This is a genomic window from Streptococcus sp. 1449 (genome assembly GCF_013276805.1).
GTDB classification, from domain to species: domain Bacteria; phylum Bacillota; class Bacilli; order Lactobacillales; family Streptococcaceae; genus Streptococcus; species Streptococcus pseudopneumoniae.
Genome location: NZ_VMLS01000012.1, coordinates 44,183 through 58,309, shown reverse-complemented (window position 1 = coordinate 58,309; position 14,127 = coordinate 44,183). Strand labels below are relative to the sequence as shown.

The 14,127-nt window shown below is 41.8% G+C and carries 15 protein-coding genes; 3 read left to right on the top strand and 12 right to left on the bottom strand.

What is annotated here, in order from left to right:
- Nucleotides 1-35 precede the first annotated feature (35 nt).
- From HT687_RS04035 to HT687_RS03995, 9 genes are all read right to left on the bottom strand, one after another.
- Nucleotides 36-374, bottom strand: a complete 339-nt coding sequence (locus tag HT687_RS04035; protein ID WP_000065969.1) for a YlbF/YmcA family competence regulator — start codon at nt 372-374, stop codon at nt 36-38.
- A gap of 53 nt (nt 375-427) precedes the next feature.
- Nucleotides 428-715: a hypothetical protein gene (locus HT687_RS04030; protein ID WP_000421417.1), complete on the bottom strand. Its 288-nt coding sequence runs from the start codon at nt 713-715 to the stop codon at nt 428-430.
- Nucleotides 716-871: 156 nt separating this feature from the next.
- Entirely contained in the window at nt 872-1,021 is a 150-nt protein-coding gene (locus tag HT687_RS04025) for a hypothetical protein (RefSeq protein WP_001124152.1), read from the bottom strand.
- 10 nt (nt 1,022-1,031) lie between these two features.
- The gene (locus HT687_RS04020) at nt 1,032-2,135 is read right to left on the bottom strand and encodes a prephenate dehydrogenase (protein WP_172924088.1); all 1,104 of its coding nucleotides are present in this window, start codon (nt 2,133-2,135) and stop codon (nt 1,032-1,034) included.
- A gap of 9 nt (nt 2,136-2,144) precedes the next feature.
- The gene (gene aroC / locus HT687_RS04015; RefSeq protein ID WP_172924087.1) at nt 2,145-3,311 is read right to left on the bottom strand and encodes a chorismate synthase; all 1,167 of its coding nucleotides are present in this window, start codon (nt 3,309-3,311) and stop codon (nt 2,145-2,147) included.
- A 9-nt stretch (nt 3,312-3,320) separates the two neighbouring features.
- On the bottom strand, nt 3,321-4,388 hold the full coding sequence (gene aroB, locus HT687_RS04010; RefSeq protein ID WP_000702126.1) for a 3-dehydroquinate synthase: 1,068 nt from the start codon (nt 4,386-4,388) through the stop codon (nt 3,321-3,323).
- Nucleotides 4,389-4,406: 18 nt separating this feature from the next.
- Complete coding sequence (locus tag HT687_RS04005; protein ID WP_023932792.1) at nt 4,407-5,261, bottom strand: shikimate dehydrogenase; 855 nt, start codon at nt 5,259-5,261, stop codon at nt 4,407-4,409.
- Nucleotides 5,251-5,928: a type I 3-dehydroquinate dehydratase gene (aroD, locus tag HT687_RS04000; protein WP_000767767.1), complete on the bottom strand. Its 678-nt coding sequence runs from the start codon at nt 5,926-5,928 to the stop codon at nt 5,251-5,253. The genes HT687_RS04005 and aroD overlap by 11 nt, the downstream gene beginning before the upstream one ends.
- Complete coding sequence (locus HT687_RS03995) at nt 5,925-7,088, bottom strand: class I SAM-dependent rRNA methyltransferase (RefSeq protein ID WP_031233545.1); 1,164 nt, start codon at nt 7,086-7,088, stop codon at nt 5,925-5,927. Before HT687_RS03995 ends, aroD begins: the two co-directional genes overlap by 4 nt.
- 149 nt (nt 7,089-7,237) lie before the next feature.
- On the opposite strand from HT687_RS03995, the gene HT687_RS03990 reads away from it, so the two are divergent.
- A complete protein-coding gene (locus HT687_RS03990) occupies nt 7,238-9,355 on the top strand; it encodes an LTA synthase family protein (protein ID WP_031233544.1) in 2,118 nt (705 codons plus the stop codon).
- Between the two features lie 16 nt (nt 9,356-9,371).
- The gene (locus HT687_RS11780; RefSeq protein WP_023932766.1) at nt 9,372-9,632 is read left to right on the top strand and encodes a hypothetical protein; all 261 of its coding nucleotides are present in this window, start codon (nt 9,372-9,374) and stop codon (nt 9,630-9,632) included.
- Nucleotides 9,633-9,785: 153 nt separating this feature from the next.
- Here the strand turns inward: HT687_RS11780 and HT687_RS12310 are convergent, their stop codons facing one another.
- The 3 genes from HT687_RS12310 to HT687_RS03975 form a co-directional block, all read right to left on the bottom strand.
- Complete coding sequence (locus HT687_RS12310; RefSeq protein WP_000590367.1) at nt 9,786-10,046, bottom strand: hypothetical protein; 261 nt, start codon at nt 10,044-10,046, stop codon at nt 9,786-9,788.
- A gap of 71 nt (nt 10,047-10,117) precedes the next feature.
- Nucleotides 10,118-11,752, bottom strand: coding sequence for a hypothetical protein (locus HT687_RS03980; RefSeq protein WP_001237593.1), 1,635 nt, complete (start codon nt 11,750-11,752; stop codon nt 10,118-10,120).
- Nucleotides 11,733-12,482, bottom strand: coding sequence for an ABC transporter ATP-binding protein (locus HT687_RS03975; RefSeq protein WP_000569210.1), 750 nt, complete (start codon nt 12,480-12,482; stop codon nt 11,733-11,735). The genes HT687_RS03980 and HT687_RS03975 overlap by 20 nt, the downstream gene beginning before the upstream one ends.
- Before the next feature lie 179 nt (nt 12,483-12,661).
- On the opposite strand from HT687_RS03975, the gene HT687_RS03970 reads away from it, so the two are divergent.
- Entirely contained in the window at nt 12,662-14,116 is a 1,455-nt protein-coding gene (locus HT687_RS03970; protein WP_001181039.1) for an alpha-amylase, read from the top strand.
- Nucleotides 14,117-14,127: the final 11 nt, after the last annotated feature.

Here is a 14,127-nt window from a genome sequence, read left to right as displayed (position 1 = left end):
TCCTTAAAAATTCTGACTTTAGGATAGTTCTTTTCTTATTTTAGCAATTCTGAAACTGGTTCGAAAACAATTTTTTCAATGTCAGAAAGGTAAATGGCCAATTGTTGTTGCTTAGTAAAGAATTCTGACAAGAGGCTGTTCCCTTGAATCTGTTTACCAAAGCCTTCCATTTTCGCTTGGAAGGATGCGTCTGGCATTTGCCCTGTCTGGGCTAGTCTTTGAATTTCTTCTTGGAAGGCAACATATTCTGTAAAGATTTTACTTGCCTCAGCATCTGCTGCAATCGCATCTTTAGCTGCTTTAACAGCCTTGTATTCTGGTAATTCGCGTAAACCGCGACTGAGTTCGTTTGCACTATCGTAAATATTTGACATGATTTTCTCCTTATTCATTTCTTTTTAAATTACTAGTCACTCTGTGGTCTTTATTATTGTGCAATCACTTTTATATGACCTCTTGAATGTCCATTGCTTAATTCCTTATCTGGTATATACTCTATCTTCAAAGTTCCTAAATTAGAACCTGTTTTTATTTCATTTGACATAAGATTATCAAAATAGTTCTCTATCTCATCATCAGATAAGGATGATTCAATCGATTTAACAATATCATGAAATACTTCTTTCATTCCTGCAACACCAGATTCACTATTTTCATTTGTCTGATTTATTGTTACATTGATTTTATCAGTATCATTTGCATGTAAAAGCTCCAAGTAGTATCCGTAGCTTGATGCGAAATATTTACTTTTATATTTTATTTTTATATTTCCTTTTTTGATATTTTCTAATGGGCTATTAGAATTTTGATTATAGCTATTGATAAACTCATTAATAATTCTATCGTCTACATACTTTGAATTGGTTTTCTCTTAACTTATTTCCTTGTTGGATGGTTCATTTTTTGTCTCAACACTGGCTTCTGAAGTAGTTTTCACATCTTTTTTAACAGCGTAAGCTCTAAGTAAGATAAAAGAAATAAAGATAACACCAAATATGAATTTAAGCTCTATTTTAGGCATATTTTTCTCCTTATTTGATGACGACTGTGTGGTCGGTATTTTCTATTATGAGATGCTCGGCTCTTTCCAAGTCTTGAGCATTTTTAAATGAAATTTGTAGGATTCCGTGAATATCTTCACGATTTTCCTCGTTGATGTGGATGTTAACCAAGGAAGTTCCACGTAGCAGTTCCAAAATCCGCAGGATGACATCTTCTTCATCAGGAACGTCAACATAGAGGTCGTAAGAGCTATCCACACCACCACGCTTATGGATTTCCATGGTCTGGCGTTGTTCACGCGCTTGGTTAAAAAAATTCCAAATTTGCTCTTCATCCCCCTTACTAATGGCCTGACCAATCGCTTCCAAACGTTCCTTAAAATCCTCAATTCGGTCTAGAATAGTCTCACGATTGGACAAGAGAATAGAGGTCCACATACCCGGCTCGCTTTCCGCAATTCGGGTCATATCTCGAAAACCACCGGCCGCAAAGCGCCTTACCATCTCATGTTCTTGAGCATAGACCGCAGTCTGCTCCATGAGACTAGAAGCCAGAATATGAGGGAAATGGCTAATCTGAGAAGTCACACAATCATGCTCCTGGGCATCAATCTCGATAAAACGAGCATGAAGACCTGAAAGCAGATCCTTCATTTCCTTAAGCGTGTCCTGACTTGTCAGCCTCGAAGGTGTGAAGATATAATAGGCGTTTTCAAAAAGATTGACATCCGCAGAAGCTGCCCCTGTCTTGTGACTACCAGCCATGGGATGGGCCCCGACAAAGCGAACAGACTTGCCAGCCAAATACTGCTCCGCCGCATCCACAATGGCTGACTTGGTCGAACCAGCATCTGAAATAATGACCCCTTCTTTCAAGTTCAAACCTGCCAACTCCTGTATAAAAGCAATGGTCTGCTTGATTGGCAAGGTCAAAATGATGACATCAGCCAGAGGAGCAAAACTGGCAAAATCATCCGTTGCTCGGTCAATCATGCCTTCTTTCAAGGCAATATCTCTCGAAGCTTGACTGCGATTATACCCTAAAATTTCATAATCTGGATGATCGCGTTTGATACCAAGTGCCATAGAGGCTCCAATCAAACCAAGACCTGCGATATAGATTGTTTTTGCCATAGGAACTCCTTAATAGTTCTTTGTATAATCTCGGTGTTGGGCTACCGCTTCTTTTAATTCCTCTAGATTGTCTGATGAGAATTTTTCAAGGATTTCTTGTGCCAGAACCGTTGCCACAACGGCTTCCATAACCACTCCTGCTGCTGGAAGAGCGGTCGGATCACTTCTTTCGACTGTTGCCTTGTAGGGTTCATGGGTTTCGATATCCACACTCATAAGTGGTTTGTAGAGAGTAGGGATGGGCTTCATCACGCCGCGAACAACGATGGGTTGCCCATTAGTCATACCACCTTCAAAGCCACCTAGATTATTGGTACGGCGGGTATAACCGTCTTCTTTAGACCAGAGAATTTCATCCATGACTTGGCTGCCTTTACGATAACCAGCTTCAAATCCAAGACCAAATCCCACCCCTTTAAAAGCATTGATAGAAACAATTGCTTGGGCCAATCTTGCATCCAATTTTCTGTCCCATTGGACATAGGAACCAAGACCAACTGGAACACCTCCAACGACTGTCTCCACAACCCCACCGATGGTATCACCGTCACGTTTGATTTGGTCAATGTAATCCTTGATTTCCTGTTCCCGTTCTTGGTTGACAATAGAAACGTCAGACTGGGCAGCTCGTTTCTTAATCTCAGCAACTGTGAGATTCTCAGGAACATCGATTTCCTTGCCACCAAAAACCACGACATGATTAGCAATCTCCATACCCAGCTCAGCCAAGAGGCGTTTGGCCACTGCCCCCACTGCTACCCGCATGGTGGTTTCACGAGCTGATGAACGCTCCAAAGAATTTCTTAAATCATCAAAACGGTACTTGATGCCCCCAACCAAGTCGGCGTGACCTGGACGAGGATGGGTGATTTTTCGTTTGCTTTTAAGGCGGTCTTCAATGTCCTCTGCAGACATGATGTCCAGCCATTTCTGGTGGTCCTTATTGACGACATCCATGGTAATAGGCGCCCCTGTCGTCTTCCCGTGGCGAACGCCCGAAGTAAAGATAACTTGGTCGCTCTCAATTTTCATACGACCACCGCGGCCGTAGCCACCCTGACGGCGTTTAAGGTCGCCATTGATATCCTCAGCTGTCAAAGGAAGCCCAGCTGGAATTCCCTCAATGATAGCTGTCAGACGGGGGCCGTGTGATTCTCCTGCAGTTAAATATCTCATACACTCTCCTTATTTTACCAAGTAGTCTTTCATCTCTTCCAGAGAAACTGGGTGAATGGTCGCTGAACCAAGCTCTGGCACCAAGACCAATTTCAAGATGTTGCCACGCGCTTTCTTGTCATGAGTCAAAGCCTGATAAAGCTTGTCAACATCCCAGTTTTCATAGTCAACAGGCAAGCCAAATTTCTGACACATAGCTGTAATGGACTGAGTTATTCCTTCTGGCATAAGGCCTTTTTCCTCAGCCACCTTGGAAATCTGCACCATTCCCATGGCAACAGCTTCACCATGCATGACTTTCCCATACCCAGCCGTCGCTTCAATGGCATGACCAATGGTGTGGCCAAAATTGAGGTAAAGGCGAACACCATTGTCCAACTCATCCTCAACTACCATCTTGCGCTTGACCTGACAAGAATGTTCAATCAAGGTCTCTGCATGTTCCAGAATGCTCTCAACAGAACCATCCAGCTCCGTCAAAAGAGCCCACAGTTCTGGATCCTCAATCAAGCCATACTTGATGACCTCCCCCATCCCTTCAATCAACTCTCTTTTTCCAAGCGTTTCAAGGACAAGCGGGTCAATCAGAACCCCATCTGGTTGGGCAAAGGTACCCACCATATTCTTAGCAAATGGAGTGTTAACGCCTGTCTTTCCACCGATAGACGAATCCACCTGGGCAGTTAAACTGGTCGGAATCTGAACAAAGTGAATACCCCGCATATAGGTAGAGGCTACAAAACCAGCCAGGTCCCCAACGACACCACCGCCGAGAGCCACGATTCCATCGCTACGAGTCAACCCCTGCTTAACTAGAAATTCATATACTTTCTGAACAGTAGTTAAATTCTTTCTTTCTTCCCCTTCTAAAAAGTCAAAAACAGCTACCTGAAAACCAGCATCTTCTAGGCTGAGTTTGACCTTCTCAGCATAAAGAGAAGCTACATGGTTGTCTGTTACGATGAGCACTTTTTGTGGTTGCCATAGTTCTCGCAACCATTGACCAGCCTGAGCCAGACAACCTTTTTCAATCTGAATATCATAAGGATGATGAGGAATATCGATTCTGATTTTCATAGGAGAGTCTCCCTTTCTTTATTGGTATTTTTCTGTTAAAGACTGCCAAATCTCTTCTGTCGGCATTTCCTTGCCTGTCCACAGTTGAAAAGCTTCTGCAGCTTGATAGAGCAACATTCCCAGACCATTGACTGCTGGATTGCCCTGACTTCTAGCCCATTTCAAAAATGGCGTTTCAAAGGGTTGGTAAATGATATCTGCGACCAAGAGAGTCTCTGTCAGATTGATGTTTTCTGGAACTGGGGATGATTGACCATCCATGCCCACACTAGTCGCATTGACCAGTAAGCCCGAATCGGCAATCCTTGCTTGCAGTTCCGAAACATCTTCTAAAGCATACAAGTCCACTTTAAAGCCTGTCTGCTCCTGTAACTTGTCTAGGTGAGGTCTTGTTTTTTCCATAGAAACGGAACGAACAAAGACCGAAATCTGACTGACACCATCCAAAATGGCTTGCGCTATAATGGACTTGGCCGCACCACCTGCACCCAGCAGGGTCATCTTCTTACCTGTAATTGTAAAAGAAGGCAAACTCTTAAAGAATCCCTTGCCATCTGTATTATATCCAATCAAATTCCCATTCTCATTGACAACCGTATTGACCGCACCAATCAAGCGCACCTCATCGCTCAGCCCGTCCAAATAAGGAATCACCTGCTCCTTATAGGGCATGGACAGATTGATGCCAAACATCTGGTAGCGACAAATATTGGCTACTGTTTCTGCCAAATCACCCGCTTCAATCTCCCAAGCAACATAAACACCATTGGTAGCTGTCGCCTCAAAGGCCCTATTGTGGATGAAGGGAGAAATAGAATGTTTAATAGGATTGGCAACAACTGCAGCTAAACGTGTATAGCCATCAAGCTTCATCCAAAATCTCCCTGATTTTTTTCATGCTAGCTAGAGAAATCTGACCAGGGGCACTAGCCTCATCCAGACTGGCAAAAGACCAACTCGAACCAGTCACATCCGCAGTGATACGAGAAACCTTGCCCACCTTACCCATAGAAATAGTTACATATTCCTGCTCAGGATTGAGAGTTTTAAAGCCCCGTGTATAGTTCATCAAGTCTAGCACATCCTGCTCCGTATGAGCCATCACCGCAACCTTGACAAGTTTTGGATTTAGGCTCGTCAACTCTGACAAGATTTCCATCATATTTTCAGGTGTTTCTTGGAAATTGTGGTAACTCAAAACGAGATTTGGGAAGTCCAGCATTTCCTCAAAAACATCCTTGTAGCTATAGTACTCAAAATCAATATAGTCTGGTTGATAGAGTTGCACCACTTCCTTGATTAAATGGATATATTCTTCTGAAGAAAGGTCAATTTCTCCCCCTTCAGAGCGAGTTCGTAGCGTGAAAACCAACTCACGACCTGCGAATTTTTCAAAAATAGCTGGAGCCACCTGCAAAATCGCTTCTTTAGGCAGATAGTCGGCACGCCATTCAATGATGTCGGCATCCAGGTACCTCGTGGCATCCAGAGCCTGGGCCTCCTCTAAACTTCTTGGCATTACTGAAACGATTAATTTCATTTACTAACCTTCATACTAATCACCTTGAGGTAATTACTACTTTCATCTTTTTTATTATAGGCGAAGTCTGCTGGAAGACCGTATTTATTTAAAATCTGGTAACTTCTTCCTGCAAAGCCTTTATCAATTTGTTCTGTAAATTTCTGACGGGAAACATTGGCAGCATTGGTACTGGCAATGATAATCCCTCCAGGATTTAAAATCTCAAGACTCTGGGAAATCAACTTGTGATAATCCTTGGCCACAGAGAAGGTTTGTTTTTTGTTCCGAGCAAAGCTAGGCGGATCTAGGACAATCACATCGTAGGTCAAGCCTTTTCGTTTGGCATACTTGAAATATTCAAAGACATCCATGACCACAAAACGATGGTCGTCTGTGCTGATTCCATTTGCCTGAAAATGCGCTTGAGACAATTCTCGTGAACGTTTGGCTAAATCAACCGAAGTTGTCTGGTTTGCTCCTCCCATGGCCGCAGCTACTGAAAAAGCTGCTGTATAAGAAAACATATTGAGCAAGGATTTACCCATAGCCAATCCATCCACCAAGCTACCACGAACCTCGTGCTGGTCTAGGAAAATCCCTGTCATCAAGCCATCATTCATAAAGACTTGATACAAGACACCATTTTCCAAAACAGTGAAAAAGTCAGGTGCTTCTTGACCATAAACATGGGTAGATTCATAGTCCAAACCCTTAAAGCGGATCTTCTCATAGGCCCCTAAAACCTCAGGAAAAACCTGTCTAAAGGCTTCTGAGATGGTCTGACGAATCTGATAAACATAAGAGTTATACCAAGAAAAGACAGCATAGTCGCCATAAAGGTCCACTGTCAGACCCCCAAAGCCATCTCCCTCTTGGTTGAAGAGACGAAAGGCAGTTGTCAAATCATCTTGATAGTAGGCGCTTCTCTTTTCTTTGGCTTGTCTAAACAGCATTTCAAAGAAAGCTTGATTGAAGGCCACCTTGTCCTTACTAACAAACCAGCCCAAGCCCTTGTTTTGCTGAGAAAGGTAGGCAGTCCCAAGAAAGGTTCCTTCTTGACCCTGCACTTCTACTTCCTGATCCTTAAGATTGACATTCTCAAGATCACTGGCTTCTAGTAAAACTAGCCCCTTAGCAAGCTTCTTTTCAACCCTTTTGCTAACTCTTATTCTATTCATAACTACCATTATATCAAACTTTTAGCCAATTCTCAAAAAAGAAACTACCCTTGCTTTTTTACTCTTCTTTTAAAAAATGGTATACTAATACTAATAAAAATTTAGGAAGTAAATGTGTGAGAATTAATTTTAACAAAATCCAAAAAGCCATGGGTACCAGACTGGGTTTTGTCCTAACCCTTTTAATCCTCTATTGGCTCAAAACCTTATTAGCCTATGCCGTTGACTTTAATTTAGATATTCAAGTGGGCAAGTTGCAGGGAAATTACCTTGCCTTTATCGCCTTTTTCAATCCCCTTCCCTTGGGATTACTCCTGCTAGCTCTAGCCCTCTATGCTCGGTCAACCAAAATCTTTTATGGTCTGAGTATAGCTATTTATAGCCTGTTATTCATTTGGCTTTATTCCAACGTCTTTTACTATCGAGAATTTAGTGACTTTATCACGGCTAATACCATGAAGGTGGTCAGCAAGGTGTCTGTTGGTACTGCAGAATTAGAGTTACTGCGCTTTTGGGATTTCATCTATTTTATGGATTTCCCACTGCTGGCTTTCCTTTTCTATAAAAAATTCATCCAGCTGGATAGGAGACCTTTCAAATTCCGCTCCAGTGTTGCCATCACTGCTCTCTCTGCCCTGCTCTTTTCAGCTAACCTTTTCTTGGCTGAAATTGAGCGTCCCGATCTCCTATCGCGAGGATTTTCGAATTATTATGTTGTTCGCGCCCTTAGTTTACCCGCCTTTTTAGGCTATAGTGCCAACCAATCATACAGTGCCAACAAGGAACGTGCCAAGGCCTCTGAGACCGACCTGCAACCTATTACAGATTATATTCAAGAACATTCGGCTAAACCTAATCCAGACTATTTCGGCTTAGCCAAAGGGAAAAATGTGATTTATCTCCACTTGGAGAGTTTCCAACAGTTCCTGCTGGACTATAAACTCAACCTAGATGGAACTGAGCATGAAGTCACTCCCTTCCTCAACTCCCTCTACCATTCGCAATCAACCCTAGCCTTTTCGAATATCTTTAACCAAGTCAAGGCTGGTAAGACCTCAGATGCAGAAACCATGCTGGAGACTGGTTTGTTTGGACTTGACCAAGGTTCCTTTATGGTCAACTATGGAGGTACCAATACCCAGCAAGCTGCGCCTTTTATCCTATCAAAAAATGGCTACCAATCCAGTGCTGTCTTTCACGGCAATATTGGGACCTTCTGGAACCGAAATACGACCTACAAACAATGGGGCTATCAATACTTCTTTGATGCATCCTACTTCACCAAGCAAGACAGTAGCAATTCTTTCCAATATGGTTTAAATGATAAAATCATGATGAAAGATTCTATTCAGTATCTGGAGCATTTGCAGCAGCCTTTTTATGCCAAGTATATCACGGTGTCCAATCACTATCCCTATGCTAGCAATCTGACTGGCGATGAGCTTGGTTTCCCACTGGCTAAAACCAAAGATGAAACAATCAATGGCTACTTCCAAACAGCCAACTATCTGGACAGTGCCATTAAAGCCTTCTTTGACTATCTCAAAGAAAGTGGCCTCTATGAAAAATCCATCATCGTCATTTACGGAGACCATTATGGTATTTCCAACTCCCGCAATCCTGACCTGGCACCCTTGATTAGCAAGACTTCTGAGAACTGGTCGAATTACGACAATGCCATGTTGCAACGAGTGCCTTTTATGGTGGTCATGCCTGGCTATGAAAAAGGACAAATCATCAATACCTACGGTGGACAAATCGATATCTTACCGACTCTCGAACACCTCCTTGGTATTGAGTCCAGTTCCTTCCTTCAAGTTGGGCAAGACCTTCTGTCTCCAGACCATCAAGAAATCGTTGCCTTTCGAACTGCCAATTCCTTCGTCACACCCAAATATACCAGCTACGACGGACGAACCTACTACACTGAAAGTGGTCTTGAAATCAGCAATCTTGATGAACAAACTCAGACTGAACTAGAAATTGTTCGTCAAGCAGCTAGTCAACAGCTGAAAATCAGCGACCAGATTCAAACTGGCGATTTGATCCGTTTCTACCAAGCAGATCATCTTGGAAAAGTTGATACAGAAAGTATTTCTTACCTCAATTCCTTGCCCATTCTGCAAAAGATTGAGCAAGAAAAAGGAAGTCAGTCAACCAGCCTCTTTAGCCAACGACAAGGCAAAACTAGTACTGACCTTTTCAAGGCACCAAGTTACCAAGAACTCCACCCAGAGTCGGCTGAAACCGAATCAAAATCACAATAAAAAATGCTCTTCCGTCTTGGAGGAGCATTTCTTTTTATCAACAAAAATCAAAGAGCAAACTAGGAAGCGATCTGCAGGCTGCTCAAAGCACTGCTTTGAGGTTGTAGATAAGACTGACGAAGTCAGCTCAAAACACTATTTTGAGGTTGTGGATAGAACTGACGAAGTCAGCTCAAAACACTGTTTTGAGGTTGTGGATAGAACTGACGAAGTCAGTAACCATATCTACGGCAAGGCAAAGCTGACGTGGTTTGAAGAGATTTTCGAAGAGTATTAACTTTGAGATTGTAGCTGGAGAGGCTGTACCTGCAATATGTGTCTGTCAAGTTTAGTGACGTAGATAGTAGAATAAAGATGAGAAGGCATAGAGAGAAGATAAATCAGCCTCAGCAGGTATCTGGAAAATTTGATTCTATAGAGAAGACTTTTGTTACAAACTCAATATACTATCAATAAATAATATCATAGAAGCAACAATAATTAAAATTTCACCTATTTGCATCATTCTATTTCGAACTTTAAATATATGTTCTATCAAAAATACTTGGATCACACACATTATAGGAATGAAAGTTTTTGAAATTGAAAAATATCCCAATAAATAAACTATAAACAACAAAAATAGAACTATGTTATATTTCTTATTCAAAACATTCCTCCCTATATATTTTTGATTACCAATCTTAATCATTTACAACTACATTCTAACAAACTATAAAAGCGTTTGTCGAATTGAATTTATCAAGCAAGCGACCAACTAGCTCATCTTTTTTCTATTTCTGCCAATATGCGTGACAGGTAGTAATGATAGCCAAAAATAGCAAGAGCAAGCAAGAGGATAAGAACTCCTACTCCCAAGCTGATGGCAAGGACAGGGACGAGAGACCGAACCAAGAATAAGCTCCCTATTACAAGGGCCATTAAGATTGCACTATAAATAAAAATCAAAACTATTGCTACTATACGATTTGAACGGTTTACCAGGTCCGTAATGCTACTCCAATTGGTTGACAGATTTTTCACGTCCTTAAAGTAATTGTGGCAAGAAAGGATGACACTGGCAAGGATCCATGCCACAAGGAGGTAAATCATCGAAAGGATGGGCAAGCCTAGATATAGAGAAAGTCCAAATAAAGTCAGAACTGGTAAAAAGGACTGGACAGCAAATATAATCCAAAATTTCACTTTCACATAACAAGCAAAATCAAAGGGTAAACTCTTAAGAAAATCAACATTTTCTCTCTCCAAGGACAAGGCAATTGAATGTAGGCTGGTGATATTGTTATTGACAACTGCTATAAACACTCCTACAAAAAACAAGGGTAACCAGTATGGAGGATGAATGTCTGGAACTATCTGAGAATCTCGGATTTTGGAAATCAGACCGATCATCATGAGATAAGGAAGGAAAGCACTTGTAAAAAGCACTGTAATCACGCCAGTCCCCTGTCCCAAGAGGGTGAGGTGGTAGCGTAAAACCATACGGAAAAATCCCTTTTTAGTAGTTGAAATTCTCTCCTTACTGCGACGTTCTTTCTTGACCTTCTCCTCACTGTTAAGCAGAATCACGTCATAAAAACGAGGAAAAACCTTCTTTTTGCTCAAGTAAAGCACGAAGACAGTTAGTCCTATCCAAGCGAGCAGACCCAGGATGGCTTCTGTCGAAAAAGGCTCCACTGCTATTTTGTAAAAGAGATGAATAGGATAAAGGAGAAATGGAATGTCTCTAACTTTGTCAACAATACGTCCAGAAGTCGACTGTAGAAAGAAGACATATATTAAAGGTATGAGAACTCCTATCCCAATCATCACATTCGAAAAAATAGACTGATACTTTCTGAAGACCCTAGTCTGAGCCAAGAAATGTACTGCCACTACCATCACTAAAGTAACAGAGACAAATAATAGGGTCAAGGACAGTAGCATCAAAGGCAAACCCAGCCATAGAGAAGGAGCTAGCCTAATATAGAGGACTAGAAAATAAGCTAGGATTGGTACAATTCCAGTTAGAGCTGGCAAGAGAACAGACAGTCCTTTAGCAATTATAATCTCTGATTCTTTAAAGGCATAGGGCCTATACGATGCCAAGTCCTTACTCTCATAAAAGACATTGTAAAATGCAGTGAAAGAAGTTGAAAAGGCAAGCACCAGTAAAATAGCAACCATGCTACTAAAAAAACTTGGTATTTCCTCAAAAGGAAAATGAATGGCTATATTTATAAACATGATGAGCATCAAGAGACTGGAAAAAATGTAAGAACTTAGGACTCTAGCGGAAACATTTACTTTTTTTCCAGGATTTTTAGCTTGCTTCTTTCGTAGGTTAGCCAGATTAGCTTCTTGAGATGAATAGAGGATATTGATATCAACTAATTTTTTAATGACCTTGAGACGCATCTGAAACCTCCTCTTTTCTACCAGCAAGGCTAAGATAGATACTTTCTAAAGACTGGTCTGGATGGTCTTTTCTCAAGTCCTCTACGCTACCACAATAAATCAAATGTCCCTTTTTCAAAATGGCAATCCGATCACAGACTTGCTCAGCTACCTCTAGGACATGGGTTGAAAACAAGACCGTCTTGCCTTTTTGTACATGTTCCTTCATCATTTGCTTCAAATCAAAGGCAGCCTGGGGATCCAAACCAGTCAAGGGTTCGTCCAAAACCCAAATATCAGGATCAGACAAAAGTGCCCCGATGACAAAGACTTTCTGACGCATTCCGTGAGAAAGGGTTTCAATAACCTGATAGCGATTTTCAGCAAAATCAAAAACGTTCAATAGCCTAGCTAGATTAGCCTCCAAGTCAGAGCTAGTCAGACCATAGGATGAAGCAATCAATTCCCAAAATTCATTGGCCGTTAAACGTAAAAATAAGTCAGGCGAGTCTGCTACGTAGCCAATCTTTCGTTTAATAGCCAAGCGATTTTCCGATAACTCCTGACCATCTACCAAAATACGACCACTGCTGGGCGAAATGATACTGACTAGGGATTTTATGGTGGTCGATTTCCCAGCACCATTATGGCCAATCAAGCCCATAATCTCCCCATTTTCAATCTGCAAATTGAGATTGCTCAAAGCCTCTTTATCACCATACAACTTACTAACATTTTGAAATTCAATCATGGGATGACTCCTATCTTTATCTATATCACATACTATTATACTAGCACTTTGATACAAAAAAATCAACACTTTATTTTAAGTAGATACAATAGTTTCCTTCTATTCTTACGCAAACGTTTGCGCCAAGAGATACTTTATGATAGAATAAAGAACAAGATTGACAAGTAAGAGGAAACATCATGCAAAATCAAACACTCATGCAATACTTTGAATGGTATCTGCCCCACGACGGTCAGCACTGGACGCGTCTGGCTGAAGATGCTCCACACCTAGCTGATCTCGGTATCAGCCATGTCTGGATGCCACCAGCTTTCAAGGCTACCAATGAAAAAGATGTCGGCTATGGGGTCTATGACTTATTCGACTTAGGAGAGTTTAACCAAAAAGGAACTGTCCGCACCAAGTATGGTTTTAAAGAAGACTATCTTCAAGCTATTCAAGCTCTAAAAGCACAGGGAATTCAACCTATGGCTGATGTAGTTCTCAACCACAAGGCTGCTGCCGATCACAGGGAAGCCTTTCAGGTTATTGAGGTGGATCCTGTTGACCGTACAGTCGAACTCGGAGAACCCTTCATCATCAACGGCTGGACTAGCTTTACCTTCGATGGTCGCCAAGATACCTATAATGACTTCCACTGGCACTGGTACCACTTCACCGGTACAGACTATGATGCCAAACGCCGAAAGTCTGGGATTTATCTGATTCAAGGGGATAACAAGGGCTGGGCTAACGAGGAATTGGTCGATAACGAAAACGGTAACTACGACTACCTCATGTATGCTGATCTAGACTTTAAACATCCTGAAGTCATCCAAAATATCTATGACTGGGCTGACTGGTTCATGGAGACGACTGGTGTAGCTGGTTTCCGCTTGGATGCCGTTAAGCACATTGATTCTTTCTTTATGCGCAATTTTATCCGTGATATAAAGGAAAAATACGGTGACGATTTCTACGTTTTTGGTGAATTTTGGAACCCAGACAAGGAAGCCAACCTAGACTATCTTGAAAAAACGGAAGAACGATTCGATCTTGTCGATGTTCGTCTCCACCAGAATCTCTTTGATGCTAGTCGAGCAGGTTCCAACTACGATCTTCGTAGCATTTTCACAGATAGCTTGGTTGAACTCAAACCTGACAAGGCTGTGACTTTTGTCGACAACCACGATACACAACGAGGTCAGGCTCTTGAGTCTACCGTTGAAGAATGGTTCAAACCAGCAGCCTATGCCCTCATTCTGTTACGCCAAAATGGCCTTCCATGTGTCTTTTACGGCGACTACTATGGGATTTCAGGGCAATATGCTCAACAAGATTTCAAAGAAGTCCTTGACCGTCTCCTAGCCATCCGAAAAGATTTGGCCTATGGAGAGCAAACAGACTACTTTGATGACGCAAACTGTATCGGTTGGGTACGTTCAGGTGCTGAACATCAATCCCCAATCGCAGTCCTTATCTCAAATAACCAAGAAAACAGCAAGTCAATGTTTGTCGGCCAAGAATGGGCTAACCAAACTTTCATAGACTTACTTGGAAACCACCAAAGTCATGTTACAATCGATGAGGAAGGTTATGGACAATTCCCAGTCTCAGCTAGATCCGTAAGTGTCTGGGCAGTCAATACCATCTAATAGTTCATAAT